Here is a 24,474-nt window from a genome sequence, read left to right as displayed (position 1 = left end):
CCCTTCAGGGGAGGGTGATCCCATCGGGAAGATCACATCACAACTGCGTCTTGTAGCGCGCCTCGACCTCGGCCTGCGATTCGGCTTCGCCGAGCCTGGTCTGGTCGTGGATCACCTCGCTGATCGAGGGAAAGGCGGCGCGCTGAACCTGCGTCTCTTTCGACCACAGGCGCGAGCGCATCAAGGCCTTGCCGCAATGGAAATAGGTTTCCTTCACCTCGATGCGCAGCACCGCGCGCGGCAACTTGCCGAATTCTTCCGTGGCCGCGAGTAATTCCGGCTCGGCCGAGAGCCTGCCCTTGCCGCCGACCCTTAGGGTTTCGTCGATTCCGGGAACGAAGAAGATCAGCTGCAAGAGGCCCGAGCCCTCGACGATGTTCTTGAAGCTGTCGATGCGGTTATTGCCGGCGCGATCCGGCATCAGAAGCTCGTTGGGGCCGGTGACACGGACAAAGCCGGGATTGCCGCCGCGCGGCGAGGCATCGACGCTGCCGTCCGTGCCCGAGGTTGCAAGCACGCAGAACGGCGACATCTCGATGAATTTTCTGGCGTGTCGATCGATCTCCGGACGCGCCTTGGCGATCACGCGCGGCGTTGGTTTCGGATAGATCTTTTTGAGGTCGCCTTCGGAAAGGTCTGCCAAGTTTTGTCTCCCGTGGAAGTTCGAAGAATAACACGCGCCGGCCGTTGCGAAAAAGATTGCAATCAGGGCCTGACCGTCGATCCGTCGTTGTCGAGCGCTGGCAACTTGTGGTAGCATTGAAAATATTCAGCTACTTTCGGAGCTTTTATATGACCTCCTCGACCCGTTTTTGGATCGGCGGCGGAGGTGCGATGCTTCCGCTGCTTGTGACCTTGCTGGCCGTCGACCTCGGCCCCCTGATCGATCATCCCGACCTGCTGTCCGTTGGTACCTACGTCGGGGCCGCGATCCGATATATCGTCCTGTTTGCGATCGGAGGTATTGTTGCTGCGCTCAATTCCGATGAAGTTCAGCCGGTCAAGCTCGTGCAACTCGGGATTGCCGCTCCCGCGCTAATTTCAACCTATGTGAATGCACAACCGCCGAAGCCGCCGCCAGGCCAACCACCGGCGGCTCGCGTCAGCATGTATTCGTTTGACCTCGTGTCGAGCGCTCATGCCGCCGGCCCAACACCCGACGATGGCAGGATCGTGGTGGCGCAATTCTTTTCCGATGTGCTTCGAGCGGCGACGGCACCGCTGCCGCGCGTGGTCGCGCCGCCGCTCGCGCAGGATCCGGCCGCCGTTGATCGTGCTATCGAGAACGCCCGCGCTTCCGCAGCGAGTGCGGCAGCGGCGGCCCAGAAAGCCGCCCAAGACGCAGCCAAGCTCGATCATCAGTCGACGGCGGAGACGATCACATCGGTTCAACAATCAGCGGCCAAGGCGCAATCTGCCGCGGAGAAAGCGCAGCAGGATCTTAAGGCGCTGGACGCCAGGGTGGGCGCGATGCGGTAGCGCCGCATCACATCGTCCGTTGCGGCGCGCTCTGCAGCAATTGCTGCAGCTCCTGCCTGTAGAACGAAGCGTTGCCGGTCGTGCCGTGACCGCGCGTCTCGGTGCTCGCAGGGATGAGATAGAGCCGGCCGTTCTTGACGCGCTTCATCGCGGCTTGCGTGACGCCGGTTTCCGGCGGGTTGCGTTCGTCATCGGCGGAATTGATCGCCAGGAGAGAGGCCTCGATTCGCTCGAGCGCTTTGGATGCATCATAGTCGTGCGAAGACTGCCATTGATAGATGAAGTCGTTGGTGTCGGTCGCAATTGGCGATGCCAGCCGCTCCTCGACCATTTTGTCCGCCTTCTCGGCCGTCGCCGCCTCGTTTTGATAGGCCAGCGTGCCGCCGGAGGACGCAAATCCGTAAGCCGCAAGTGCGTATTTCATCATCCTTGGCTGGGCGGTGTAGTTGCCGTTGTTGTAATCCGGGTCATTGCGGATGGTCTCGATCATCATCCGCCGCAGCATCCAGTTGCGCGCCGACATCGCCGTCGGCTGGGAGGCCATCGGCACCACCGCATCCATCAGATCGGGATATTTTCCGGCCCAGATCCAGCTCTGCATGCCGCCCATCGAATTGCCGATCACGAGCCGCAAATGCTTGATGCCGAGGCCTTCCCTGACGAGGCGATATTGCGCATCGACCATGTCGTCGTAATTGTATTTCGGAAACGCCGTCTTTAATCCGTCCGACGGCTTTGACGATTTGCCGTGGCCGAGCGCGTCAGGGATGATGATGTAATATTTCGAGGCGTCGAGCGGCTCCCCGGCGCCGAACAATTGACCCGCAAAGGAAGGCGTCAGCATGCTCGCGGCCGAGCCGCCGGTCCCGTGCAGCACCAGCACAGCCTGGCCTGTGGGCTCGCCGACGGTCGTGTAGTGAAGCTTGACCTCTGCCATCACCTCGCCGGTGTGGAATTTGAAGTCCTTGGCGATGAAGTCACCCTGCTTGGGTAGCGGATAGTCGGCGCCGAGCGCGGCAAAAGGGATGATTGCGAAAACAACCGACAGCGCCGCGCGCGAACGTTTCATGGTGCGTTTTCCCCCTGAAGGCGCGGCCGTGGTTGCACGACCGCTTGTGTGCCAGATGATCACGCTGCGCCGACGACCGGCGAGGGCGGTCAAGGCCAATTTCCCGGTAAGGATTCGCGAGTGTCGGTTTAAGTTTATCGCGCTCAAGGCGCGTCCTCGACCTCGGTCTCGGGACGATCGCTGCCCGAGGCGGTTTCGGTGTGCCACACGCCGTCGGCGGTCTCGTACATGATGGCCTCGGTGCGCCCGGGCACGCGCTGTTCGGTGGCGGCGCGCTTGGCGGCGGCCAGTGCCATGGCGTGTGTTGGATAGCTTTCCGAGAACACGCCGTTGACCGTATAGGCCCAGCCGCCGTCATGTTCGACGATCTTGTAGGTGACGTGGCTCATCGAAAAACTCGCTCTCGTTGCCGCGATTAGCCGAAGCGCGAGGACCTTTTGACCCGAAGTCAACGCGCCTTGGGGGGTGAACGGGTTGCTTATTCTATGACAAAATGGTCTGCGAAAAAGGATTTTGGTTCATCGAGGGCAAGGCTTTTCGGAGGCGTTGCCATACGCCAGGGAGAAAGAAATGTGCCGAAACATCAAGACGCTATTCAATTTCGAGCCGCCGGCGACGGATCAGGAAATTTCCGCTTCCGCGCTGCAATTCGTGCGAAAGCTGTCCGGCTTCAACAAGCCGTCTCAGGCCAACGCCGAAGCCTTCGACCGCGCGGTCGAGGAGGTGGGCGCCGCGGCGCGGCGGCTGTTGACCTCGCTGAATACCCATGCGCCGGCACGCGACCGCGAGATCGAGGCCGGGAAAGCGCGGGAGCGCTCGAGGCTGAGGTTTGGACGGGCATGAGCCAGACCGGGTCGATTGGACGACCGGGCACAGGCCAGCAAAAGCGACGCCGCTCTTCGAACGGCTGAGCCCGGCCATGACGAACTGAAACGCTGCTCCTCAAGAGCCGTTTGGCGCTGCACCGGCAACGAGGGCTGGTCTCCACCCTCACGCGCGCCCGCAGGCCTACTCTTCATTTTCTGCGAGCCTGTGGCCTTCCTTCCATTTCTTCTTTCTTTTCTTCTTGTCCTTCTTTTTCTTCTTCTTTTTGTGGCGCTCTTCATCTTCCAGTTCTTCGTCAACGAACATGTCGCCGAAGTCGTGCTCGATGAGCGCGGCTTGCGTGCTAGCCTCGCGTTCGACGGTCTCGTGATCGTTATATTGCCGTTGGCGCCGGTAGTCTTCAAACGCCTCGAACAACGAATGCAGCCAGGGGATGAACTGTTCGATCGAAGGCAGTTGTCCGGCCGGACCGGGCTCGCCGCGCGGCCCCGCTTCGCCGCGCTTGCCCTGCGGTCCCGGTTTTCCCTGCGGACCCATCTTGCCGCGCGGGCCTTCGCGCCCGGGTCTTCCGGGATGTCCCTGGGGTCCCGGACGTCTGCGGGGGCCCTGTGGCCCCGATCGTCCCATTCGATTGACTGCGTTCCTGGCCAATTGGCGCGTTCCCCGACCCTTCGATAGCAAAAGCCTGGTGTGGCGGATTTGACGTTCCTATCAGTCTCGCCGCGAGTGCATTATGGGAACGTCAATCCAAAGCCACACTAGAAATCATAGAGTTGCCAGTGTCCCTCTGGTTCCGATGTTCGCAAAAGTGCGTGCGGCAAAGTCATGCGAACGTCGGAACCGGGACACTGGTGTGGCGGATTTGACGTCCCGATCAGTCTCGTGCGGCAAAGCCATACGAACGTTGGAACCGGGACACTAGCAGAGGATTCGCAAGCGCAGCAATTGCGGGCGGATTTGATCAACATCAATCGCCGGGCAAGCGCGTCGTGTCATCAAAATACGGGGACGATTGAGATCGCAATCAAAGCCCAGAGGAGTATGGCGATGGCATCCAATATCGAAGCGACGAAGAAAGGTTATGAGTCCTTCCAGCGAGGTGACATTCCGGGTCTCCTGAAGGACTTGATCGATGACAATTGCACCTGGGTAATTCCCGGTCCCAAGGACAAGCTGCTCTGGGCTGGAACCTTCCGGGGTAAACAGGAAATTTCAAATTTTTTTGCGCAGGTCGCGCAGAACCTCGAGTACAGCGAATTTGGTCCGCATGAAATGATCGAGCAGGGAGACACTGTTGTGGCCCTGGGCACGGCGACCGGACGGGCAAAGAAGACCGGCAAGACGGTAAAGAGCGAATGGGCCCACGTGTTCAAATACAAACAGGGAAAGGTCGTGCTTTTCCAGGAATACACCGATACTACCGCGGATGTTCTGGCAATGTCGTGATCGCGGAGACCGCGCGGAGATTATGGCATGCGAGCAAGGCTGACGCATCGCATCTGCGCATGATCTCCGCGCAAACGCACTTCGCTTCTATCGCGAAGGATCGCAATTGCGTTGGACGAGACGCCCCTCTCAGATCGCCCGGTAGCCGCCGTCCGCCATCACGATCGATCCCGTCACATAGGATGACAGATCGGACGCAAGGAAAATCGCAGGACCCACGATGTCCTCCGGCTTGCCGGGGCGCCCGAGCGGCGTGTGATCCATGAAAATCCTGACGAGATCCGGATTGTTGGCGCGCGCCTGCGCGTTCAGCGGCGTTTCGATCAGGCCGGGGCCGATCGCATTGACGCGGACGCCGTACTTTCCGAGCTCGGCCGCAAGCGCCCGGGTGAAGCCGAGCACGCCGTGCTTCGAGGTGGTGTAGGCCGGCGAGTTCGGCGTGCGCACATGAACGAAAGACTGGATCGAGGCGATGTTGACGATGCGCCCCTGGCTGGCGCGTAACGGCTCGAGGAACGCATGCGTGACGTTGAAGACGCCGTCGAGGTTGATCGCGATGATGTCTTCCCAGTCCTTGATCACGGCCGCGCCATCGCCAGCGAACGCGTTGCGGCGGTTTATGCCGGCATTGTTGACCAGGATCGAGACGCGCCCGACCTGCTCGGCGACGCGTCTGGCGACCGCAACGCAATCCTCGCGCCGCCTGACGTCAAGGTGGAAGCTCTCGGCGAGCCCGCCCGCCTCGCGAATCTCCTGAGCGGCCGCTTCCGCCGCCCGGGCGTCGATGTCGAGCAGCGCCACCTGCGCGCCCTCGCGCGCATAACCGGCCGCGATCGCGCGCCCGATTCCGGAAGCTGCACCCGTGACGACGGCGATGTGATTTTCGAGCAGCTTCATGGCGGCTTTCCCTCCCGTTCTTGGTTAAGGCTTTCGATACAGGTTAGTTGAAAACGGCCTGGACAAAAACGAAAAGCTTTACCTTTCGCGTACATCATTGTGCTGGTCCGATTCCGAATTCGCGCACCCATGGTGCTGTGTCATGGAAAAGCAGCCCGCGGAATGGAAAACCGAAATTGAACATGTCTGGTCGGCGCACACGCCCGACTATGGCGAAGCCGTGCGGATTGCGATGCATATCGCAGCCGCAGCCGAGGAAGAACTGCTTCGGCAGGCGGCTTCGCAGGCGTTGCCGATCCTGCGCGCCGCGGCTCACGCAGACGCCGCCGACCATCTACCCGCGATGCTGCACGCCGCCGCCTTGCCATCCTTCGCGACGTCCTTTTGACGCTCGCGACCCCGAAATTCGGCAGGCGCCAGGTCGCGCTGAAGCTGCCGACGGCGGAGGAGTGCTGCCGGCAGCTGTTGGGATTGCCGCTCGACCGCCGTCTTTCCGAAACCGAAATTCAGACGGCCTACAAGCGTCTCGCCAAGCAAGCGCACCCGGACGCCGGCGGCAATGTGAAGGCATTTCTTGAATTGTCCGCCGCGCGCGATGCGCTGATGAAAGAGCGGCGAACGGGACCGCGAAACTGATTTCGCCACGCGAGCCTACGCTGAGACTGATGCGGTTCACCTCTCCCCGCTGGGGAGAGGTCGATTTGCTCCTGGCGATGCGAACGGGTCGCGCGAACGCGCGCCAGATGACAGGCTCCGCATCGTCCAGTGCAAATCGGGTGAGGGGTCATGCCTCTTACCAAGCGACCGTCCCCCTCACCCCGACCCTCTCCCATAAGTCGGATTTATCCGACCTCGACAGTTGATGATGCCCAACTCGGTAAACCCGAGTTGGGTGGGAGAGGGAGCACACCTCCTTTGCGGCAACCAGTCGAACCTGACCTCATCACGTACTAGAACCTGCAGGCGCCTTTTTTCACCAGGGCGTCCTTTTCGGCCAGCGCTTGGGCGAAGCTGGCGATAGGCTTCTTGTTTAGCGCGACATATTTCGATGGCCACGGCGTCGGCGGATTGCTCTGGCCCCAGACCTGGCACCAGCCGGTGTTGTCCCAGCGGATCACATTGAAAGCGGCTTCGGCCGGGCTTGTGGCGGCAAGGGCGGTGACGGCGATGCCGGCCGCGGCGCAAAGAACTGAAAGTCGCATGGTTCTGATTTCTCCCTGATGTAAAGGCCCCCTCCGCAAGGTCGCTTGCAAAGATCGGCGCCGGGATTCCCCGGCCGAAACCAAGTGTAGCTCAGCCGCTTTTGAGTTCAATGCAGAGGTTGCAAACTCGCTCCTCTTGGCGCATAGGGCGGAGGAAATGGTTCGGAGGCGAAAGATGACTGCGAAAGCGACCGAGAAAATAGCGCCGATCGATCCCGAGCGGTTTCACCGCGCGTTGGGCGTCTACCAGGCGGCGGTCGCGGCACAAAAATCTCCGCACGCCGCCGGCGAATCTTCTTCGCAAGGGCAAAAGGAAGCGGCGGAGGAAGCGGCCGGCATTCGCGGAATTCTCGCCGTGAAAAAGGAATTTCCCGATGCGAAGGAATTTCAATCCTTAAGCCTTCGGCTCCAGCGATTTGCCGAGGTGATCGGCGACAAGAAGCTCGCCAAATGGGGCATGGTTGCCTACACCAAAAACGGCGGCTTCGAGATCCATGACGCCGTCATCAATGCGCTCGCCAAGGCGCCTTTCCGCAAGTCCGGCGTGCTCGACAAGGTGGCGTTTCATACGCTCGTGAAGGCCGAGCTCGAAAGGCTGAAGGCCGAGGAGAAGGAGTGAGGCGGCTGTGCCGTGATTGCGAGCGCCAGCGAAGCAATCCAGCTTCCCAGCCGAAACTGTCATCACCGGGCTCGTCCCGGTGATCTACGTCTTGCTTTCTCTTTTGCAGAGGCAAAGACGTGGATGGCCGGGTCAAGCCCGGCCATGACGATGTAGCGCGGGCGAAGCAGCGAGCCCGCAACGACAGCTACCGCGAACCAACCGACGCGACGCCCTCGATCTCGATCAGCATTTTCGGATCGGGCAGCGCATGGACGACGCAGGTGGTGCGCGCCGGATAGGGAGGGGGCCCGAATGCGCCAGCGTAGAGCGCGTTCATCGCCGCGACGTCGGAAGCGCGCGTCAACAGCACGTTGAGCTTGACGAGATCGCGCGTCGAGGCGCCGGCCTCCTCCAGCACGCGATTGATGTTCTTCACGACGCAGGAAAACTGCGCCTCAAAACTCTCCGGCAGGCTGCCGTGCTCGTCGAAGCCGGGAATGCCTGACATGAAGATCAGATCGCCGGTGCGCGTGGCAAAGGACAGCGGCGGCGCCTTGATGCCGGCGGGCGGTGGAAAATGCTTGATGGCGGTCATGATTCACCCATGAGTTTGCCTGCACGAGTAGTTTAATCCGCTGCCGCGCGCGAAATAAGGGGGCATGCGCGTGAACTCACCGCCTCCCTCGTCATTGCGAGCGCAAGCGAAGCAATCCAGACTTCGTCATTCCGGGATGGTCCGAAGGACCAGACCCGGAATCTCGAGATTCCGGGTTCGCGCTGATGCGCGCCCCGGAATGACCGTCAATGAGATCTGGATTGGCTCGCCGACGACAGCAAACCAGTGGGCCGAACCCAGCCATGACGAATCCCAAGCCGGCTTGCTAGACTGTTGTTCGTGATTCGAAGCGTGTCCGAGAGTATTCGCCCCACCAATCCCGCAAAAATCCTGCCAAGAGGTTACGCCATGAAGCTGTCTTCCGCCCTTCGCCGCGCGCTCGTCGCCGGCGTCATGCTGGTCAGTGCCGTCTTTGCCGGCGCCGGGCTTTCGCCGGCCCATGCCGACGATGGTTATGTGACGCTCACGATCTGGAAGGCCGGATGGATCATCGGCGGCTCCGGCGGCGGCGGCACGCTCACCTTCCGCGGCCAGGCTTATCCGCTCTCGGCCGGCGGGCTGGACTATGGCCTGGTGTTCGGCGGATCGAAGACCGTGCTGCGCGGCCGCGTCCACAACATCATCCGGCCATCTGATGTCGCCGGCGTCTATGCCGCGGCGGGCGCGGGGCTTGCGGTGGGCGGCGGCGCGCGCGCCATCGTGCTCACCAACCAGAAGGGTGCGGTGCTCGAACTCTCCGGCACCGAGGTCGGCTTGCTGGCGAACGCCGATCTGAGCGGATTGGCGATTACGTTGAGATAGCGGCGGTGCGCTCCCTCTCCCGCTTGCGGGGGTCCGAGGCGAGCAAAGCTCGCTCTCGAGGTTGGGGAGGGGGCGTTCGTTTGGAAATCCGCCCATCGCAGAGTGAAGCCCCCACCCGCCGCGCTCTGCGAGTGCGGCGACCTCCCCGCAAGCGGGAGAGGTGATCCGGGTCTGCCGAGAGAGCGGATCGCGCTTTGGTGTCGGTGGGCATCAGCCTCGTAGGATGGGTTGAGCGACTTCGTCCGCCGAAGCTCGACAAGCGATGGCGGGAGCGAAACGCATCGCGACAATTGCGATAGAGCATGATCCGGAAAAGTGGAAACAGGTTTTCCGAAAAGATCATGCTCAAACAAGGAGATGAGATCATGATGCGATTCCACTTAATCGCATCATGATCTGGGCGATGGGTTTCGCAGGGCTCAACCCATCCTACGGGCTACAAGCTCACCGCTTCATGAATGGCGCGACAGTGCCGGACGATATTTTCCTGTGCGGCGACGAATTGTTTCAGCGGCGTATCGATGTCGTAGAAATAGATGTTGGCGATGAACCCGTAGATGCCGGCATCGATGCTGGTTGGTTTGTCGCCATGCAGATAGCCGTGCTGCGGGATCAGGGCGGCAAGCGTCCCGAGATCGGCAACGCCGCGCGCCATGGCGGCATCTCCATCGAAGCGGCCGATGCCCTGGTAGTAGTAACGCTGGTGATTGAAAGCCTGCGCCTTGGCGAGGCCCTCTTCAGTCAGGTTCGGATGTTCGCGCAACAGCGCGGCGCGGAACGCCGGCCAGAAGCGCTCGTCCTTCCAGCGCGAATACGACATCACCCAATAGAGGTCGTCGAGCATGCGCGTGATCAGGAGGTTTGTGGTTCGCTGCGCCGGGCTTAAGCCGGCGTCGATCGTCAGCCGGTATTTTTGGGTGACAAAGCCGAGAATGGTCTCGCTGTCGCCGACTGTGTCGTTGCCGTCGACGATATAGGGAAGCTGGCCGCGCGGCGCCTTCGAAGCGTCGAAAATATGCTCATGCCGGAACGGCACGCCCGCCAGGCGCAGGAACGCAAACACCTTCAACCCGTAGCCGTTGTTGTCGGCGACGCCAAACAGCGCGGGATAGGAGTACAGCGTGAGCATCTGCGCGTCCGTTGCGGTTGGACCGAGCAATCCCAGCGTACTCGGCAAGTGTCGGGCGGACAAGCAAAGCAATCCCGGCGCTGCTTTTGGCTCCGTCGATCCCTCCCCCGCGAAGCGGTGGGGAGGGAAGGCCGAGGCGAAGCCGAGGCCAGGGTGGGGGGCTCTTTTCTCGCGCTCCTGCCGCGCACTACGGCCGCGGAAGAACTTACGGATGCAAGTGGTGGGTTACGCTGCGCTAACCCACCCTACGAGCTGAGGAGCATCGTCAACGGGTCGCGCGATGCGTCACGAGTGATGAACCACGCAAGACTTGCCCCACCCCCGACCTCGCCAAGCGGGGTCGACCTCGAGAGCGGGCTTCGCTCGCGCTGCGCGGGGGAGGAATCAGTTCCTCACAACACCCTGTTACTCTCCTTCACCTTGTCGGCGTCGAGATAGACGTTGCTGCCCATCTCGCGGAATTTCTTGCTCATCTGCGCCATGCCGTCTTCGATCGTGCCACTCATCGACATGCCGACCGCGGAGGGATCGTTCAACGTCGCGGCGTAGTCGCGCACGTCCTGCGTGATCTTCATCGAGCAGAATTTTGGGCCGCACATCGAGCAGAAATGCGCCACCTTGTGCGCTTCCTTCGGCAGCGTCTCGTCGTGGAACAGGCGCGCGGTGTCCGGATCGAGCGAGAGGTTGAACTGGTCCATCCAGCGGAAGTCGAAGCGCGCGCGTGACAGCGCATCATCGCGCAGTTGCGCCGCCGGATGCCCCTTGGCGAGATCGGCGGCGTGGGCTGCGATCTTGTAGGTGATGACGCCGGTCTTGACGTCGTTGCGATCGGGCAGGCCCAGGTGCTCCTTCGGCGTCACGTAACAAAGCATCGCGCAGCCGAACCAGCCTATCATCGCAGCGCCAATGCCGGAGGTGATGTGGTCGTAGCCCGGCGCGATGTCGGTCGTCAGGGGTCCGAGCGTGTAGAACGGCGCCTCGCCGCATTCCTGCAGCTGCTTGTCCATGTTGATCTTGATCTTGTGCATCGGGATGTGGCCGGGGCCCTCGATCATCACCTGGCAGCCCTTGTCCCAGGCGATCTTCGTTAGTTCACCGAGCGTCTCGAGTTCGGCGAACTGCGCGCGATCATTGGCATCCGCAATCGAGCCCGGCCGCAAGCCGTCGCCCAATGAAAATGAAACGTCGTACTTACGCATCAAATCGCAAATCTGGTCGAAGTGGGTGTAGAGGAAGCTTTCCTTGTGATGCGCCAGACACCACTTTGCCATGATCGAGCCGCCGCGCGAGACGATGCCGGTGACGCGATTGGCGGTGAGGTGAATGTAGGGCAGGCGCACGCCGGCGTGGATGGTGAAGTAATCGACGCCCTGTTCGCATTGTTCGATCAGCGTGTCCTTGTAGACTTCCCAGTCGAGCTTGACCGGATCGCCGTCGACCTTCTCCAGCGCCTGATAAATCGGCACCGTGCCGATCGGAACCGGCGAATTGCGCAAGATCCATTCGCGCGTGGTGTGGATGTTGCGCCCGGTCGAGAGGTCCATCACGGTATCGGCGCCCCACCGGATCGCCCACACCATCTTGTCGACTTCTTCCTCGACCGACGAGGTCACGGCCGAGTTGCCGATATTGGCGTTGATCTTGGTCAGGAAATTGCGGCCGATGATCATCGGCTCGAGTTCGCCATGGTTGATGTTGGAGGGAATGATGGCCCGTCCCCGCGCGATCTCGCTGCGCACGAACTCCGGCGTGATGAAGGGCGGGATTGCCGCGCCAAAGCTTTCGCCGTCGGCGAGCGCTGCTTCGGCGCGTTCGAGCTTAAGCTTGCGGCCCAGATTCTCGCGCGCCGCGACATAGATCATTTCCCTGGTGATGATGCCGGCGCGGGCGAATTCGAGCTGGGTGATCATGTGGCCGTCGATGCCGCGCAGCGGCTTGTGATGCGCGGTGAAGGCTTTCGCGGCCTTGTCGGCGGAGACGTTGCCGTTGTCGATCGGCCTGACCGCGCGCCCCTCATATTCCTCGACGCCGCCGCGCTCTTTCACCCAGGCGATGCGGTTGCGCGGCAGGCCGGCGTTGACGTCGATCACGACATCAGGATCGGTATAGGGGCCGGAAGTGTCGTACACCGGCAGGTTCGGCTCGCCGGCGCCTTCGGAGAGGATGATCTCGCGCAAGGGCACGCGCACATCGCTCGCCTCGTCTGCGCTCACGAAAATCTTGCGCGACGAGGGCAGGGGGCCCGTGGTCACGGCTGGTGTGGTCGTGTGAGGGTTGGAGCGGATGTTCATGCGGTCCTCCTGTTCATAACTTTGGTGCCGTTCCGGACGAGCCGATAGCGGCGCGATCGGGATTGTGCGATTGCGACGTCATTCCGGGGCGATGCGAAGCATCGAACCCGGAATCTCGAGATTCCGGGTCTGGTGCTGACGCACCATCCCGGAATGACGCTGGTAGTTGTCTTCGCTCGCAATGACGGTGGATACGGTGTTTCACGCGGCCTCCGCCTTCAATCCGAGCCAGCTGCGCACCCGCGCGTCCGGATCGGCGTTCTGGGTGATGTCGCTGACGACAGCGATGGAATCGGCGCCCGCGGCATAAATCTCGCGCGCCTGTTCGAGCTTGATGCCGCCGATCGCCACCAGCGGGATATCGCCGATGCGCTTCTTCCATTCGCTGATCCTGGCGATGCCTTGCGGCGCAAAGCGCATCGATTTCAGCGTGGTCGGAAAGATCGGTCCAAGCGCGATGTAGTCGGGCCTGGCATGCAGGGCGATCGCCAGTTCGTCGTCGTCATGGGTGGAGATGCCAAGCGTAAGCCCGCCCGCGCGGATCGCGTGCAGGTCGGCCGCGGCGAGGTCCTCCTGGCCGAGATGGATGTGCCTGGCGCCGGCAATGATTGCCGCGCGCCAGTAATCGTTCACTACCAGCTCGGCTCGCGTGCCCTTGATGACTTCGAGCGCGTCGAGGATCGTCTGCACCGCGTCGGACTCGCTCAGATTCTTGGCACGCAGCTGGATGGTGCCGACGCCGAGCAGCGCCAGCCGCGCCACCCAGGCGACGCTGTCGACCACGGGATAGAAGCGATCAGGATAGGCGGGGCGATCAGGATGCGGCATGCCAGAACGGTGTCCCAACGACGGGGGTTGAAGGGGAGGCGAAGTCGCGCGCTTCCATCAGGCCGGCTTCGAACGCGGCACGCCCGGCCTCGACGCCTTGACGGAACGCTCTTGCCATCGCAACGGGATCGGCGGCTTTCGCAATCGCGGTGTTGAGCAGCACCGCGTCGTAGCCGAGCTCGAGCGCGCGCGCGGCGTGGCTCGGCGCGCCGATTCCGGCATCGACCACCAGCGCAATTTCCAGCAGACGATCGCGCAGGAGCTTTAGCGCGTCCGGACTGATGATCCCCCTGGCGCTGCCGATCGGCGCCGCCCACGGCATCACCACCTTGCAGCCGGCGTCCACGAGCCGCATCGCGACCGAGAGATCTTCCGTGCAATAGGGGAACACCTCGAAGCCGTCCCTGATCAGGATGTCGGCGGCTTCGACGAGGCCGACCACATCCGGCTGCAGCGTGTCGTTGTCGGCGATGACCTCGAGCTTGATCCAGGATGTGCCGAACAATTCGCGCGCGAGTTTTGCCGTGGTCACCGCCTCGCGCACGGTGCGGCAGCCGGCGGTGTTGGGCAGCACGGTGACGCCGAGCTCGCGGATCAGCGACCAGAAGGCTTCGCCCGCCTTGCCGCCGCCGGCCTCGCGCCGCAGCGACACGGTGACGATCTGTGCGCCACTGGCGCGGATCGCGCCTTGCATGATCGCGGGCGAGGGGTAGAGCGCCGTGCCGACCAAGAGGCGGGATGTGAATTCGCGGCCGTAGAAATTCAGCATGGCTTTTAAGTCCTGTCCTCGTCGTCCCGGCCAAGAGAGCTCCTGGCAACGCGAAGCGTTGTCCAGAGCGAACGCGAGCCGGGACCCATACGCCGCGGCCCTTCAGGAAGGCACGCCGGGCGACGTTCTTCGCAACAATAACCGGTCGTGGTTATGGGTCCCCGCTTTCGCGGGGACGACCTGCGGATGGATGTTCGCGAGCAACGCACTTTCACCCTCCCTGCCGCGGCGTGATGATCTCGATCTCGTCGCCGTTCGTGAGCGCCGTCTCCGCCCAGCGGCTTTTCGGCAGCACGTCGTAGTTCAACGCGATCGCAAAATGCGTGCCCTCATAGTCGAGCTCGGCGAGCAGCGCATCGACGCTTCGCGACGAAATCTCGCGCGCCTGGCCGTTGACGATCACGCGCATTGCATCACCTCATTGTCGATCACGCCGCGCTCGACATAGCCGAGCGTCAATTCGGCGAGCGCCGGTGCCAGCAGAAAGCCGTGGCGATAAAGCCCGTTGACGGCGATGTGATCGTTGTTCACCGCAATGCGCGGCAGGTTGTCGGGATAGGCCGGCCGCAGGCCGGAGCCGAATTCGACGATGCGGGCTTCGGCGAAGGCCGGATGCACGGCATAGGCTGCGCCCAGAAGCTCAAGCGCCGAGCGGACGCTGACGCCGTTGTCCTCGCTCTCGATCGAGGTCGCCCCCAGCATGAAGCGATTGCCACCGCGCGGGATCACATAGAGCGGCCAGCGCGGATGGATCAGCCGCACCGGCCGCGACAGTCCAACCTCGTCGGTCTCGATCAGGATGATTTCGCCTTTGACGCCGCGTAGCCTGTTTTGCCTGTCGCGGGCGGCAAGTCCGCGGCAATCGATCACGATGCCGTCGATTTCTTCGGGGTCGGCATCGCTGTCAAATCTGATCTGGCCGCCGGCTGCCGCGATGCGCGCGTGCAATTCCGGCAGGATCCGCCGCGGCTCGACATGGCCTTCGTCGGCGTAGAAAAGACCCTCGCGGAAACGGCCCTCGAGCGAGGGTTCGATCTCGCGCAGGCCTTGCGCATCCAGCCGCCGATAACCCGAGGTGAGACGGGCGAATCGTTCGAAGTCGGCACGGTCGCGCGCGTGCGCCACCACCAGCGAGCCGTTGAACGGGGTTTGCGGAAAATGTTCGCGCCACAGTGAAAGCGAACGGATGCCTAATCTGACGATCAACGGTTCGGAGACTTCCGCCTCGCAGTGGGGCGCGAGCATGCCCCCGGCCCAATAGCTCGTCGATTGCGTCATGGCAGGGGAGCTGCGCTCATGCAGCGTGACGGCGCGTCCAGCCTGCGCAAACAAAAGCGCCTGCCATGCCCCGGCGATGCCAGCGCCGATGACCGAAATGGGGGATTCCGCCCGTGGACTCGCCTTGTTCTGGTACATCCCTGTCCCTTCGCCGGCATGACCCGGATCAGGTTCAAAGGGTCACCGCGGTCTCGCATCCTCCAGGACGAGGGCCTTTTGGAATTGAGGGTGCGGTCTCTCAGCTCCTCATCGGAACTCCCCTCGGAACGGCCCCTAATGTAAGCCGATGCGGCGGGGTGTCAACGCGCGCTACGGCGTTTTGTGCGCCCCGGATGCAGTGCCACGTAGTTTGCGTGACTGAGCCAGTTCGAATCGGGATGCATGACTTTTTGGAACCTCCCCTTGAAAAGGGGAGGTTGCTTTGCTCGCTTGCGAGCAAGCGGGAGGGGATCGGCGTGCTCAATGAGAGTGCGAGCCCTCCCCTTCCAGGGGGAGGGAGCAGCGGCGCTACTCACTCGCGGCTTGCGGTTCGGGATGCCTGATATGCCCGGAACGCTGCCGTTTCGCGACGTAGTAATAGCCGCTGGCGTAATAGGCCATGGCGCGATGATGATCGCCGTTTGCGGCGCGGTAGGCGCCGGCGAGATATCTCACCGCATAGGTGAGATTGGTGTCGGGATCGCGCAGCCCTTCCGCCGTTCCGGTGTAGCCAAGGCCGCGGGCAGTGGCGAGCTTGATCTGCATCAGGCCGATCGTGCCGCCGCGCCCGACGAGGTGGGGTTGATAACGGCTCTCGCGCAGGATCACCCGATGCACCAGGGCTTCGGGGACGGCGTTGGCATGTGCGTGCTTTGCCACCAGCTCATTATATTCGGCGCGCTGGGCGCGCGCCGCTTGAGCGGTCACCAGCGCGCTCAGCGCGGCGAGCGCTGCCAGGGCTAACAAAGACTTCATGGGCGAACCCTCGGGGGCGTTGCGGCAAGCGGGTCAAGGCCTTGCGATTCGAAAGGCAAAGCGCGGGTAAATCATCGCGTTCGACGCGGCAGGGATGTGGCGAAAAACCGACTTTCTCTGGCTTTGCCGGCATCGTCCCGCGCCACTTTAGTCTGCAGCCTACTAGTGCGGCGGTTCTGAAGTCCGCATCATTGCTGCGGCGAGTCCGTCATGCGGACTTCTGAACCAAAGCCACACTGGAAACAATAAATTGCCGGTGTCCTTTCGATTCCGAAGTGCCGCTCGAAATCCTCTTCGTCGGCAGCCCACGCGCTGTTGACTAATCCCGAATGACGGCGATCGTTCGCAAACCAGGTTGCCGCGCAATGATGCGAACTTCGGAATCAGGACACTCGTGTGGCGGTTCAGAAGTCCGCATCATTGTTGCTGCGAGTCCGTCACGCGGACTTCTGAACCAAAGCCACAATGGAAACAATAAATTGCCAGTGTCCTTTCGATTCCGAAGTTCGCAAACCAGGTTGCCGCGCAATGATGCGAACTTCGGAATCAGGACACTGGCGGCGTTTCACGTTTCATCGACGGCCGCACCGAACTCTATGGCGAAAAATTCTTCGTCGATCACAGCGCCGCCACCGGCCCGGAGCCAGGCGATCTGTTCCGCCTGCTCGATGCGTACAAATGAGCGGCGACCTTGATGCGCGCGCAGAGCGCGTCGATCACTGCTCGATCATGTCGATGGCTGGCAGAAGGCATACGCCGACGACATCGCCACCATCCATCTCCGCACGGCTGGCGCGGTGGACAGCGTAGACCCCGAGGTGGAACCTGGTCCGGGATCAGGGCCGAATTAATTTTTTTATCGCATTGCATTCGTCGTCGGGTCGCGCAATGATGCCGCCCGTAGAATTGTCCCATTGATTGTTCAGACATACTGCGTGACGGAGTTCCTCTCCGCCTGTTCAATTTGTTTTCACAAAAAAAGAAAAGAAAAAGGGAGAAGGCCAATGGCCAGACTAAACTTGGGTTCCCTGCCTCGCGAAAACCCCTGCGCCCAATGTGGTCAGCCGATTGCGATTCCCGAGTGGATCGAGAGGGAACCGGGCCGCACGTCCTATCTCTGGCGCTGCCTCGCCTGCGACTACCGCTTCGAGGCGATCGCCTACTTCGAAGACGACGAGCAGGACAGCGAAGCGCTGGCGGCCTAGCCGCGGGACAAAAGGCATCTTTCGAAAATGACATCGTCGCGTTCCGGCTTTGATCGGAGCGCGCGTGCGGGCGGGGCGTGTTCCCGTTGCGCCGCAAAGCAAATTGCACCCTGGAGACCGGAACTGGCGCGGCGCAAGAATGTTCTCTCCCCACAAATTCTCTGAGGGAGAAACCAGATGTTTGCAAAATATCTCACGGCGGTGATGGCCGGTACGGCGTTGCTGGCGACGGTTGCCTCGGCGCAAACCCCGACAGCGACCACCGACAAGGCCAACGCGGCGTCAACGATGTCTGAATCCTCGCTGCAGGGCAGCACCTGGCGCGGGTCGAAAGTCGTCGGGCTTAACGTCTACAATGACAAGAATGAGAGCATCGGTTCGATTAACGACCTCTTGATTGACAAGAGCGGAAACATCAAGGCCGTCGTGCTCGGCGTCGGCGGGTTCCTTGGCATGGGCGAGCATCTTGTCGCTATTCCCTTCGACAAGATCAAGTTCGTCGATCAGCCGGTTCCCTCGACCACGACCAGCAGCAGCAGCAGCAACAAGCCGTCCACCACAGGGTCTGCGAGCACGTCGACTTCAACGAAAAACCCGTGGTATCCCGATCACGCCCTCTTCAACGCCACCAAGGACGAGTTGAAGGCGATGCCTGAATTCAAATATTCGACGTAAGGCACGGCCGAATATACTGGCTTGAGGCAAGCGCGTCCGGCTTTGCCGGGCGCGCTTTTTTGTCGAACCCAGCCGCAATGGAGGTGTGCCCCCTCTTTCTTTGGAGAGGGGTCGGGGTGAGGGGTTACGGTCTTTCGTAATTGCGGTGCCCCTCACCCGGATCGCTATCGCGATCCGACCTCTCCCCGCCGGGGAGAGGTGAACTGCTCGACTGACAAAGCAGCTCAGTCGAAAATCGTCACGCTGGATTGCTTCGTCGCTGACGCTCCTAGCGATGACGGTGCGCGTGGTCGCGTCTCGTTGATCCAATGCAAGGAAGCGTCTCAATTCGTCTTCACCAGCGGCAGCCACCCTTGTCGAGCTTCGTCGCCGGGAACGGTGGCGAGCAGCTTGTAAAGATCCCATTCGCCCTTCGATTCCTCAGGTCTCTTGACCTCGAACCGGTAATTGTCGTGGACCATGCGGCCGTCGATCCGGATCTTGCCGTTCCTGGCGAAGAAGTCGTTGATCGGGGTTGCGCGCATCTGCGCTGTCACTCTCGGCGCTTGATCCGTGCCGGTTGCCTCGATCGCCTTCAGGTAGTGCATCGTCGCCGAATAAAGACCTGCCTGGATCATGGTCGGCATGTGGCCGACCCTTTCGTTGAAACGTTTGGAGAAGGCGCGATAGTTACCGCTGTCGCCCCGGATTTGCGACTTTCAGCGCGGGGATCGCGATGTTAGGCTTGAGAGCGGCAGGAGCATCCTGCGTCCTGCCCAAACCGAAAGGGAGGACGGCATGCCTGACAGCGTCTACAAAATCATCGAACTGGTCGGGACCAGTAAAGAGTCCTGGGAAAAGGCAGCGAGCTCCGCGGTCGAACGGGCGGGACAGACCTTAAGGGATTTGCGCGTCGCCGAAGTTTCCGAGCTTGACCTGCAACTGGACGCCAAGGGCAAGGTCGAGGCCTATCGCGCCAAACTGAAGGTCTCCTTCAAATTCGAGGGCTCCTGAGCCGAGATGTCATGGCCGGGCAGAAGCGGCGCGTTTTTGCCCGGCCATGACTGCATTCCCCGGTGCCGGCGGCTGGTCCCGGAATGGCCCGCGAGCCAAAAGGCGCGATGACTTGCGGTCGAGATCGCGCTTTTGGGAGGCATTTTCATCATCCGGATTCTGCAGGCAATGCCGAGCCCACTTCAGCTTTGCAGTGAAAGCGGTCGAACCGCCGCGCAAGACCCAAATGACGCGAGGGACAGAAGCCGACATCTGGACCTCGCAGATGGCGGAGCATAGCTGCTCGTGCCATCTGCTGTTTCGGGCCTGTAGGTCTTATGGCGCGTCGCCGTACATGGATTTAAGTTGGCCATGGGCGAAGGCGAGGGCCGGCGGCATATCCATTCTGCCGCCAATGATCTCGATATATGCCCCCGACTTGCTGGCGCGAGCGGCCTTCATCGCCTCGTCGAGCTCGCCCAGCGTGGTTACACGCGCGGTGTACCAATTTGCGCATCCCAGCGCCTTCGGTAATTCGGCGTACTTCCAGGGCGCGAGGTCGTTGTAAGTCCAGTCCGGGTTTTCCTCCAGGGCGCGCTCGATGAGATAACCGTCGTTGTTGAGTACGAAGACAATGACGTTGGCTCCGAACCGCCCCATGGCGCCAATGTCGTTCGCAGTCAGTTGATGCGAGCCTTCACCCGTGATCAGAATGGTACGCCTGCTCGGGTCGGCGAGCGCGACACCGAATGCGGCTGGGGTTGCCCAACCGATCGATCCCCACAGAACTTGCGCTTCCACCCTGACGCCGTCCGGAAATATCGTCGGCGTCACGCCAAGGCTCGAGCTGCCGGTCTCAAGAACGACCGTGTCGCCCGTGCGCAGGAACGCTGCATAGCGCGGATAAAGGGCGTCCATCGTGATCTTGTCGGACGGGCTTCCGTTTACGGGTGCAAGAGCTTGTGGTGTTCCTCGATATGGCGTGGATGACGGCTTAAGCTCGGCCAGCCCCGTCAAAACATCCGCCAGCCTGACATTGGGAATGATTTTGTCTCCAATCCTGACGTCGTTGAGGCCGACGGTAATGAACCGAGAAAGATCAAACCGGCCTGAATAGGCGGCGGTGGTAATGTCGTTCAAATTGACGCCACCGAGATCGAGGACCAGATCGGCGCCTTCGACGATTTGGCGGGTTCTTTTTTCTGACACCGCACCAACATACATTCCGGCAAACTGCGAATGACTCTCGTCAAAGAGGCATTTCTCCATCAGCGTTGTGACAAAGGGGCAGCCCACAGCTTCGATCGCTCTCTGTGCCTGCTTCTGCAAGCCGAGCCGCGAAATTGTGAAGGCCGGAAAGGCAACGACGGCTTTTGCCTGTTTGATGCGCTGCGCGATCGCCGCCATCGCCTTTTCCAACGCTGCCGCGTTTGATCGAGGTACAAGCGGCTTTACGTCAGCCGGCACGATCGGGGATAGTGCGTAGTCCGACGGCACGACGATGTAAGCCGGCTGACTGTTACGGTGCGCCTCCGCGATGACGCGTTCCATTTCGATGACGCAGTTCTGCGGATTGATGACGGCATGAGTGCATGCTGCTTTGGCGGACAGATCGACGAAATTGCCGAAGATGCCGTCGCCGAGGGTGTGGTGGGCAATCTTGCCCAAGCGCTGATTCTGGTAAGAGGGCATTCCGACGACGTGAAAGACCAGTGATTTTTCCGCCTTGGCGCCCATCACGCCGTTTATGGCCGATAACTCTCCAACGCCGTAGGTCGTAGTCAGCATGGCCGCGCCCCGGATGCGCGCATAGCCGTCCGCGGCATAAGACGCATTCAATTCATTGGCGCAGCCAATCCATTTCACCTTTGCACTGCTGTCGACAGCATCGCAGATTGGAAACACGTAATCGCCGGCAACGCCAAAGCAGTGGTCGATTCCCTCTGCGGCAAGGCGCTCAACGATGTAGTCAGCGACGCTGACAGCCTTCACATTCGCTGTTCTGCCGGTCTCTTTCTGTTCGTTCATGGCCTTCTCCGTTCCGTGTTGGCAAAGGTTCGGCGTTTACTGCCGGTACGGTTGTGGCGCAGCATCCGAGCGGCTGCCGTGCCGTGATGCGGGGCAAACCACAGCGCCCTCGGCTGCATACTTGTTGGTGATCCTGGTCAGGCAGAAGTCTGAAATGGTTGAGTGGGGACCCGACACGGCTTCGGACTGCGCCAATTCATGGTCCTTCTCATGGCCCACACCTGATATGCGAGGGCACCGTCGCGTTGCCATAGCCGCGTTCCTGAAACTTCCCCCCGACTGCAATGGTGATATTTTGAAAGCTGCGCGCGTGTCTTGAAGAAAAAAGGCAATTTCTTGAAAGAAACGGTGCTCACCTGCCGCTAGACGCGCAGCACACGCCGCGCCGCCCGGCGCCCACGAGTCATTCTGGTCGAAGAAGTTACTGACCGATAGCAACGCGCTCCCACGTGGATCGTACAATCGGGCAAAACTCGTATATTTAGGGTTTGATCGATATCGCAGGGATGGCATCAGCGCGGCTGTTTGCGATCTCCACAACAGGAGATTGGAGAGATGGATGATGATGGCAGCCAGAGCATTACCGAGGTGCGCAAGCGCAAATTCGCGTATCAGATCGGCAAGGACGTGACGGACAGGAATGGAGCGGTCGCTGACAGCTATTTCGAGAACTACTCCGGTAATCGGAGATATGAAGACATTTTCCAGGCTGCCTTTAATTCGAAATATCTTGTTGATTTGATCAATGCCGTCTGGGGTGCGCAGGCGCCCTACAAGTTGCTTGACTGCGGCAGCGCCAATGGCCTGACCCTCAAACAATTCGACAGGCTGGGCGTCGAAGCCTGGGGCATCGAAAACAATGCGTACATTCATTCGAAAACGCCGGTTGAGTGGCGCCGACGAAACCTGCTCGGCGACGTGCGTAAAATGCCGTTCACGGACGGATCGTTCGACTTCATTTACGAAACGAGCCTTCCTTACCTTCCCGAAGAAGAGATCGACCAGGCGATCAAGGAGATGTTTCGGGTATGTCGTGCAGGAATCGTGTTTCACGGCACGGCTACCGATATGACGGAGGAAGTGATCGAGGACTACGAATTATTTGCGGGCTTGCAGACCTTTTGGACATTTGCAGAGTGGTCCGACGCTTTCGTCCGCAACGGCTTCCAGTTCGCTGTTTCCGATTCCTCTTTGCTCGATGAGATTTGGCGCATCGAACAGGAGGCCGATGCGGATGACTGGAACTGGTATCCGAACAAGGAGAGCATGCGATTTAGCTTTTTCAGCAAGCGATAGATCGAACTAAATCCTCAAAAGCGGTCGTGAAAAGGCATATGCAGGTGGCGTTCCCACCAGGTCGGCTCGGGCTCGTCACGAGACCGAGTCGATCTGATTCACGAATACCCCCTCGGCCGGCGGCAGCGCGAACTGAAACAGGGCGCCCTGCGGCAGGTTTTCGTTCGCCCACAGCCGTCCGCCGTGTTCTTCGACGATGGTGCGGCAGATCGACAGTCCCATGCCCATGCCGCTGGGTTTTGTCGTGAAGAATGGCTCGAACAGTTTCTCGAGGTTGTCCACGCTCAAGCCGGGACCGGTATCCCGCACCGCGACGCGCACCTCTTCCTTTGTACTCTCGGTGCTGATACGTAGCTCACGGATGCTGTCAGTGAGGCCGCTCATCGCCTGAATGGCGTTGATGATTAGATTGAGCATCACTTGTTGAAGTCGGACCCGATCTCCCCGAACGCGCGGTAGGCTATCTGACAATCGCGTCTGCACCCTGATTCGGTTCTTCACTACCTCCCCGTGGACCACGGTCATAATCTCTAGGATTGCATCATTAATATTGATCGTATCCATCCGTGGGGCAGCTTTTTTCACCAGACTATGGACCCGGTCTATCACACCGCTGGCTCGGTCGACGGCCTTGATGATGCGCTGAATGGATTGTTTTGCGTTTTCGATCTGGGGCGGTTCTCTCATCAGCCAGAGCGAGCTGGCGTCCGCATTGACGGCTACCGCGGAAAGCGGTTGCTTGAGTTCATGGGCAAGCGAGCCCGTAAGGTGGCCCATTGCTACGACGCGAGTTGCGTGTGCCAGCTCCATCTGCACTTCCCGAAGTTGCCGCTCGCGACGGGTAATCTCCAATGCGATCGTAGCTTGCGCGGCAAAGGCCGTGACCAACTCAATCTGCTTGTCCGTGAATGGCTGCACGTGGGCGCGGACGATGGTAATTCCGCCGACTAATTCATCATCTTTCAGCATGGGGACGAGCAGATAGCTCCGGACGCCTATCTGTTCCACGAGAGCCACCAGGCCGGGTACGCGCTGGAGATAGGCTTGATCTGCCGTCAGGTCGGCGATGTGCACCGGCGATTTCGTTTTGACCATTCGTGCGGAGGGAGCGCCTTCGCTGACTGGATAGAGGTGGCCCTTGACATAGTACCCATCTGCCACACCTGTTCGCGCGACAAAGCGCAAGCCGTGTTCCTCGAAGAGTATCAAGGCGCTCGCTTCGGCTCTACAGAGACGGGCGGCATTGGCGATTATTGTGTCGAAGATAGGCTCCAACTCGTGCGGCGAATTAGCAATGGAGCGCAGCACTTCCGACGCCGCCGCCTGCTGTGCAGCGAGTTCGGTTACTTGCTCTTGCAGCTCTAAGCGGTCGGCAACACGCGGGCGACCAGGGGCTTTAGGGCCGCCGCGGGGCTTGATCGGTTCCATCTTCTCACGTCTCCGTCTGATCACGGGTCGCTCATCTCTCGCATGATGCAAGTATGGCGGCCGTTATCGATGAGCGTATAGTCGAATTCCCGAGCTCAGCCGATGATTTGGTGCCCGCCCAAGGACTGTCTGCGGCATCGCCGTGGCCTCAGAAGATCTACGACGTGCTTTGCCCCGGGCGTACCTTGCTGCCGTCGGGCAGATCGACGGCCGGATTGAGGATCACCTGATCGCCCCCCTTGACGCCGCTGTTGATCTCGACTTCTTTCCCAAGGTCGCGCACGATCGTGACATTGCGCAGATGCACCACGCCATTCTCCACCACTGCGACCTGCAGCCCAGCTTCATTGAAGATGATCGCATCCGCGGACACCCTGAAGCTTGGAGTCTTGCGCGGAATGTGGAGCTCGATGGTGCAGTAGATCCCGGGGCTGAGAGTTCCGTCGGGATTCGGGATATCGATTTCCGTCAGCAGGGTGCGGGACCCCGGCTGCAGGGCATTGGCGATCCGCGTCACCTTGCCTGGAAAGGTGCGATTCGGGATTTCGGGCACGTGCACCACGGCTTCGATGCCCGGCTGCAATCCGAACGCTTGGTCCTGCGGCACGAACACCTGGGTTCTGATCACGTTGCCCTGCATGATCGTGAACATGAACGTACCGCTGGTCGCGTCGGCTTGCACCAG

The 24,474-nt window shown here is 60.9% G+C and carries 27 protein-coding genes, 2 pseudogenes and 1 riboswitch; of the genes and pseudogenes, 11 read left to right on the top strand and 18 right to left on the bottom strand.

Translation table 11 applies throughout. The annotated features are described in order from the left end of the window. Nucleotides 1-37 precede the first annotated feature (37 nt). Nucleotides 38-643: an MSMEG_1061 family FMN-dependent PPOX-type flavoprotein gene (locus VNX23_RS27205; protein WP_325634661.1), complete on the bottom strand. Its 606-nt coding sequence runs from the start codon at nucleotides 641-643 to the stop codon at nucleotides 38-40. 191 nt (nucleotides 644-834) lie between these two features. Here VNX23_RS27205 and VNX23_RS27200 point away from each other — a divergent pair, with 191 nt between their 5' ends. Next, nucleotides 835-1,479, top strand: a complete 645-nt coding sequence (locus tag VNX23_RS27200; RefSeq protein ID WP_325634660.1) for a hypothetical protein — start codon at nucleotides 835-837, stop codon at nucleotides 1,477-1,479. A 7-nt stretch (nucleotides 1,480-1,486) separates the two neighbouring features. Here the strand turns inward: VNX23_RS27200 and VNX23_RS27195 are convergent, their stop codons facing one another. Together VNX23_RS27195 and VNX23_RS27190 are read right to left on the bottom strand one after the other, a co-directional pair. Further along, nucleotides 1,487-2,548, bottom strand: coding sequence for an alpha/beta fold hydrolase (locus tag VNX23_RS27195; RefSeq protein ID WP_325634659.1), 1,062 nt, complete (start codon nucleotides 2,546-2,548; stop codon nucleotides 1,487-1,489). A gap of 143 nt (nucleotides 2,549-2,691) precedes the next feature. Continuing rightward, nucleotides 2,692-2,937, bottom strand: a complete 246-nt coding sequence (locus VNX23_RS27190) for a DUF2188 domain-containing protein (protein ID WP_325634658.1) — start codon at nucleotides 2,935-2,937, stop codon at nucleotides 2,692-2,694. 181 nt (nucleotides 2,938-3,118) lie between these two features. Here VNX23_RS27190 and VNX23_RS27185 point away from each other — a divergent pair, with 181 nt between their 5' ends. After that, nucleotides 3,119-3,391 (top strand): DUF2277 domain-containing protein, encoded by a 273-nt coding sequence (locus VNX23_RS27185; RefSeq protein WP_325634657.1) that lies wholly within the window; start codon nucleotides 3,119-3,121, stop codon nucleotides 3,389-3,391. Between the two features lie 165 nt (nucleotides 3,392-3,556). On the opposite strand, the gene VNX23_RS27180 is transcribed toward VNX23_RS27185, so the two are convergent. After that, nucleotides 3,557-3,910, bottom strand: a complete 354-nt coding sequence (locus tag VNX23_RS27180) for a collagen-like protein (protein WP_325634656.1) — start codon at nucleotides 3,908-3,910, stop codon at nucleotides 3,557-3,559. 510 nt (nucleotides 3,911-4,420) lie between these two features. On the opposite strand from VNX23_RS27180, the gene VNX23_RS27175 reads away from it, so the two are divergent. Further along, on the top strand, nucleotides 4,421-4,819 hold the full coding sequence (locus VNX23_RS27175; RefSeq protein ID WP_325634655.1) for a nuclear transport factor 2 family protein: 399 nt from the start codon (nucleotides 4,421-4,423) through the stop codon (nucleotides 4,817-4,819). Nucleotides 4,820-4,948: 129 nt separating this feature from the next. On the opposite strand, the gene VNX23_RS27170 is transcribed toward VNX23_RS27175, so the two are convergent. Further along, entirely contained in the window at nucleotides 4,949-5,716 is a 768-nt protein-coding gene (locus VNX23_RS27170) for an SDR family NAD(P)-dependent oxidoreductase (RefSeq protein ID WP_325634654.1), read from the bottom strand. Between the two features lie 142 nt (nucleotides 5,717-5,858). On the opposite strand from VNX23_RS27170, the gene VNX23_RS27165 reads away from it, so the two are divergent. Both VNX23_RS27165 and VNX23_RS27160 read left to right on the top strand, forming a co-directional pair. Further along, complete coding sequence (locus VNX23_RS27165; protein WP_325634653.1) at nucleotides 5,859-6,104, top strand: hypothetical protein; 246 nt, start codon at nucleotides 5,859-5,861, stop codon at nucleotides 6,102-6,104. Further along, a complete protein-coding gene (locus VNX23_RS27160) occupies nucleotides 6,101-6,352 on the top strand; it encodes a DnaJ domain-containing protein (RefSeq protein WP_325634652.1) in 252 nt (83 codons plus the stop codon). Before VNX23_RS27165 ends, VNX23_RS27160 begins: the two co-directional genes overlap by 4 nt. A gap of 314 nt (nucleotides 6,353-6,666) precedes the next feature. Here the strand turns inward: VNX23_RS27160 and VNX23_RS27155 are convergent, their stop codons facing one another. Next, complete coding sequence (locus VNX23_RS27155) at nucleotides 6,667-6,918, bottom strand: hypothetical protein (protein WP_325634651.1); 252 nt, start codon at nucleotides 6,916-6,918, stop codon at nucleotides 6,667-6,669. A gap of 175 nt (nucleotides 6,919-7,093) precedes the next feature. On the opposite strand from VNX23_RS27155, the gene VNX23_RS27150 reads away from it, so the two are divergent. After that, complete coding sequence (locus tag VNX23_RS27150; RefSeq protein ID WP_325634650.1) at nucleotides 7,094-7,537, top strand: hypothetical protein; 444 nt, start codon at nucleotides 7,094-7,096, stop codon at nucleotides 7,535-7,537. 187 nt (nucleotides 7,538-7,724) lie between these two features. Here VNX23_RS27150 and VNX23_RS27145 read toward each other — a convergent pair whose 3' ends face one another. Further along, nucleotides 7,725-8,114, bottom strand: a complete 390-nt coding sequence (locus tag VNX23_RS27145; protein ID WP_325634649.1) for a RidA family protein — start codon at nucleotides 8,112-8,114, stop codon at nucleotides 7,725-7,727. A 369-nt stretch (nucleotides 8,115-8,483) separates the two neighbouring features. On the opposite strand from VNX23_RS27145, the gene VNX23_RS27140 reads away from it, so the two are divergent. Then, nucleotides 8,484-8,936 (top strand): hypothetical protein, encoded by a 453-nt coding sequence (locus tag VNX23_RS27140; protein ID WP_325634648.1) that lies wholly within the window; start codon nucleotides 8,484-8,486, stop codon nucleotides 8,934-8,936. A 436-nt stretch (nucleotides 8,937-9,372) separates the two neighbouring features. On the opposite strand, the gene VNX23_RS27135 is transcribed toward VNX23_RS27140, so the two are convergent. The 7 genes and pseudogenes from VNX23_RS27135 to VNX23_RS27105 form a co-directional block, all read right to left on the bottom strand. Continuing rightward, nucleotides 9,373-10,065: a glutathione S-transferase C-terminal domain-containing protein gene (locus tag VNX23_RS27135; protein ID WP_325634647.1), complete on the bottom strand. Its 693-nt coding sequence runs from the start codon at nucleotides 10,063-10,065 to the stop codon at nucleotides 9,373-9,375. A 392-nt stretch (nucleotides 10,066-10,457) separates the two neighbouring features. Then, entirely contained in the window at nucleotides 10,458-12,356 is a 1,899-nt protein-coding gene (thiC, locus tag VNX23_RS27130; protein WP_325634646.1) for a phosphomethylpyrimidine synthase ThiC, read from the bottom strand. Nucleotides 12,357-12,557: 201 nt separating this feature from the next. Continuing rightward, nucleotides 12,558-13,184: a thiamine phosphate synthase gene (locus VNX23_RS27125; RefSeq protein WP_325634645.1), complete on the bottom strand. Its 627-nt coding sequence runs from the start codon at nucleotides 13,182-13,184 to the stop codon at nucleotides 12,558-12,560. Beyond that, nucleotides 13,171-13,953, bottom strand: coding sequence for a thiazole synthase (locus VNX23_RS27120; protein WP_325634644.1), 783 nt, complete (start codon nucleotides 13,951-13,953; stop codon nucleotides 13,171-13,173). Before VNX23_RS27120 ends, VNX23_RS27125 begins: the two co-directional genes overlap by 14 nt. Before the next feature lie 211 nt (nucleotides 13,954-14,164). Next, a complete protein-coding gene (gene thiS / locus VNX23_RS27115) occupies nucleotides 14,165-14,362 on the bottom strand; it encodes a sulfur carrier protein ThiS (RefSeq protein WP_325634643.1) in 198 nt (65 codons plus the stop codon). Continuing rightward, on the bottom strand, nucleotides 14,353-15,369 hold the full coding sequence (locus VNX23_RS27110; RefSeq protein WP_325634642.1) for an FAD-dependent oxidoreductase: 1,017 nt from the start codon (nucleotides 15,367-15,369) through the stop codon (nucleotides 14,353-14,355). The genes thiS and VNX23_RS27110 overlap by 10 nt, the downstream gene beginning before the upstream one ends. Then, nucleotides 15,357-15,503: riboswitch (TPP riboswitch) on the bottom strand. It overlaps the preceding gene by 13 nt. Nucleotides 15,504-15,783: 280 nt before the next feature. After that, nucleotides 15,784-16,185: pseudogene (locus tag VNX23_RS27105) on the bottom strand (transglycosylase SLT domain-containing protein); the annotation flags it as partial. A gap of 1,004 nt (nucleotides 16,186-17,189) precedes the next feature. On the opposite strand from VNX23_RS27105, the gene VNX23_RS27100 reads away from it, so the two are divergent. Together VNX23_RS27100 and VNX23_RS27095 are read left to right on the top strand one after the other, a co-directional pair. After that, nucleotides 17,190-17,390, top strand: a complete 201-nt coding sequence (locus VNX23_RS27100; RefSeq protein WP_325634641.1) for a hypothetical protein — start codon at nucleotides 17,190-17,192, stop codon at nucleotides 17,388-17,390. Between the two features lie 177 nt (nucleotides 17,391-17,567). Beyond that, on the top strand, nucleotides 17,568-18,065 hold the full coding sequence (locus VNX23_RS27095) for a PRC-barrel domain-containing protein (RefSeq protein ID WP_325634640.1): 498 nt from the start codon (nucleotides 17,568-17,570) through the stop codon (nucleotides 18,063-18,065). A gap of 323 nt (nucleotides 18,066-18,388) precedes the next feature. Here the strand turns inward: VNX23_RS27095 and VNX23_RS27090 are convergent. After that, nucleotides 18,389-18,730 (bottom strand): annotated as a pseudogene (locus VNX23_RS27090) (ABC transporter substrate-binding protein); the annotation flags it as partial. 112 nt (nucleotides 18,731-18,842) lie between these two features. Between VNX23_RS27090 and VNX23_RS27085 the strand changes: the two are divergent. Beyond that, a complete protein-coding gene (locus VNX23_RS27085) occupies nucleotides 18,843-19,058 on the top strand; it encodes a dodecin family protein (RefSeq protein ID WP_325634639.1) in 216 nt (71 codons plus the stop codon). 315 nt (nucleotides 19,059-19,373) lie between these two features. Here VNX23_RS27085 and VNX23_RS27080 read toward each other — a convergent pair whose 3' ends face one another. Then, nucleotides 19,374-21,065 (bottom strand): alpha-keto acid decarboxylase family protein, encoded by a 1,692-nt coding sequence (locus VNX23_RS27080; protein ID WP_325634638.1) that lies wholly within the window; start codon nucleotides 21,063-21,065, stop codon nucleotides 19,374-19,376. Nucleotides 21,066-21,620: 555 nt separating this feature from the next. Here VNX23_RS27080 and VNX23_RS27075 point away from each other — a divergent pair. Continuing rightward, nucleotides 21,621-22,361, top strand: coding sequence for a class I SAM-dependent methyltransferase (locus VNX23_RS27075; RefSeq protein WP_325634637.1), 741 nt, complete (start codon nucleotides 21,621-21,623; stop codon nucleotides 22,359-22,361). A 75-nt stretch (nucleotides 22,362-22,436) separates the two neighbouring features. On the opposite strand, the gene VNX23_RS27070 is transcribed toward VNX23_RS27075, so the two are convergent. Then, on the bottom strand, nucleotides 22,437-23,789 hold the full coding sequence (locus VNX23_RS27070; RefSeq protein ID WP_325634636.1) for a sensor histidine kinase: 1,353 nt from the start codon (nucleotides 23,787-23,789) through the stop codon (nucleotides 22,437-22,439). 157 nt (nucleotides 23,790-23,946) lie between these two features. After that, on the bottom strand, nucleotides 23,947-24,474 hold a 528-nt coding region (locus VNX23_RS27065; RefSeq protein WP_325634635.1), incomplete at its 5' end, for an efflux RND transporter periplasmic adaptor subunit.

The sequence above is a fragment of the Bradyrhizobium sp. genome (assembly GCF_035570375.1).
Taxonomy (GTDB): domain Bacteria; phylum Pseudomonadota; class Alphaproteobacteria; order Rhizobiales; family Xanthobacteraceae; genus Bradyrhizobium.
This window is presented reverse-complemented; position numbering and strand designations above follow the sequence as displayed.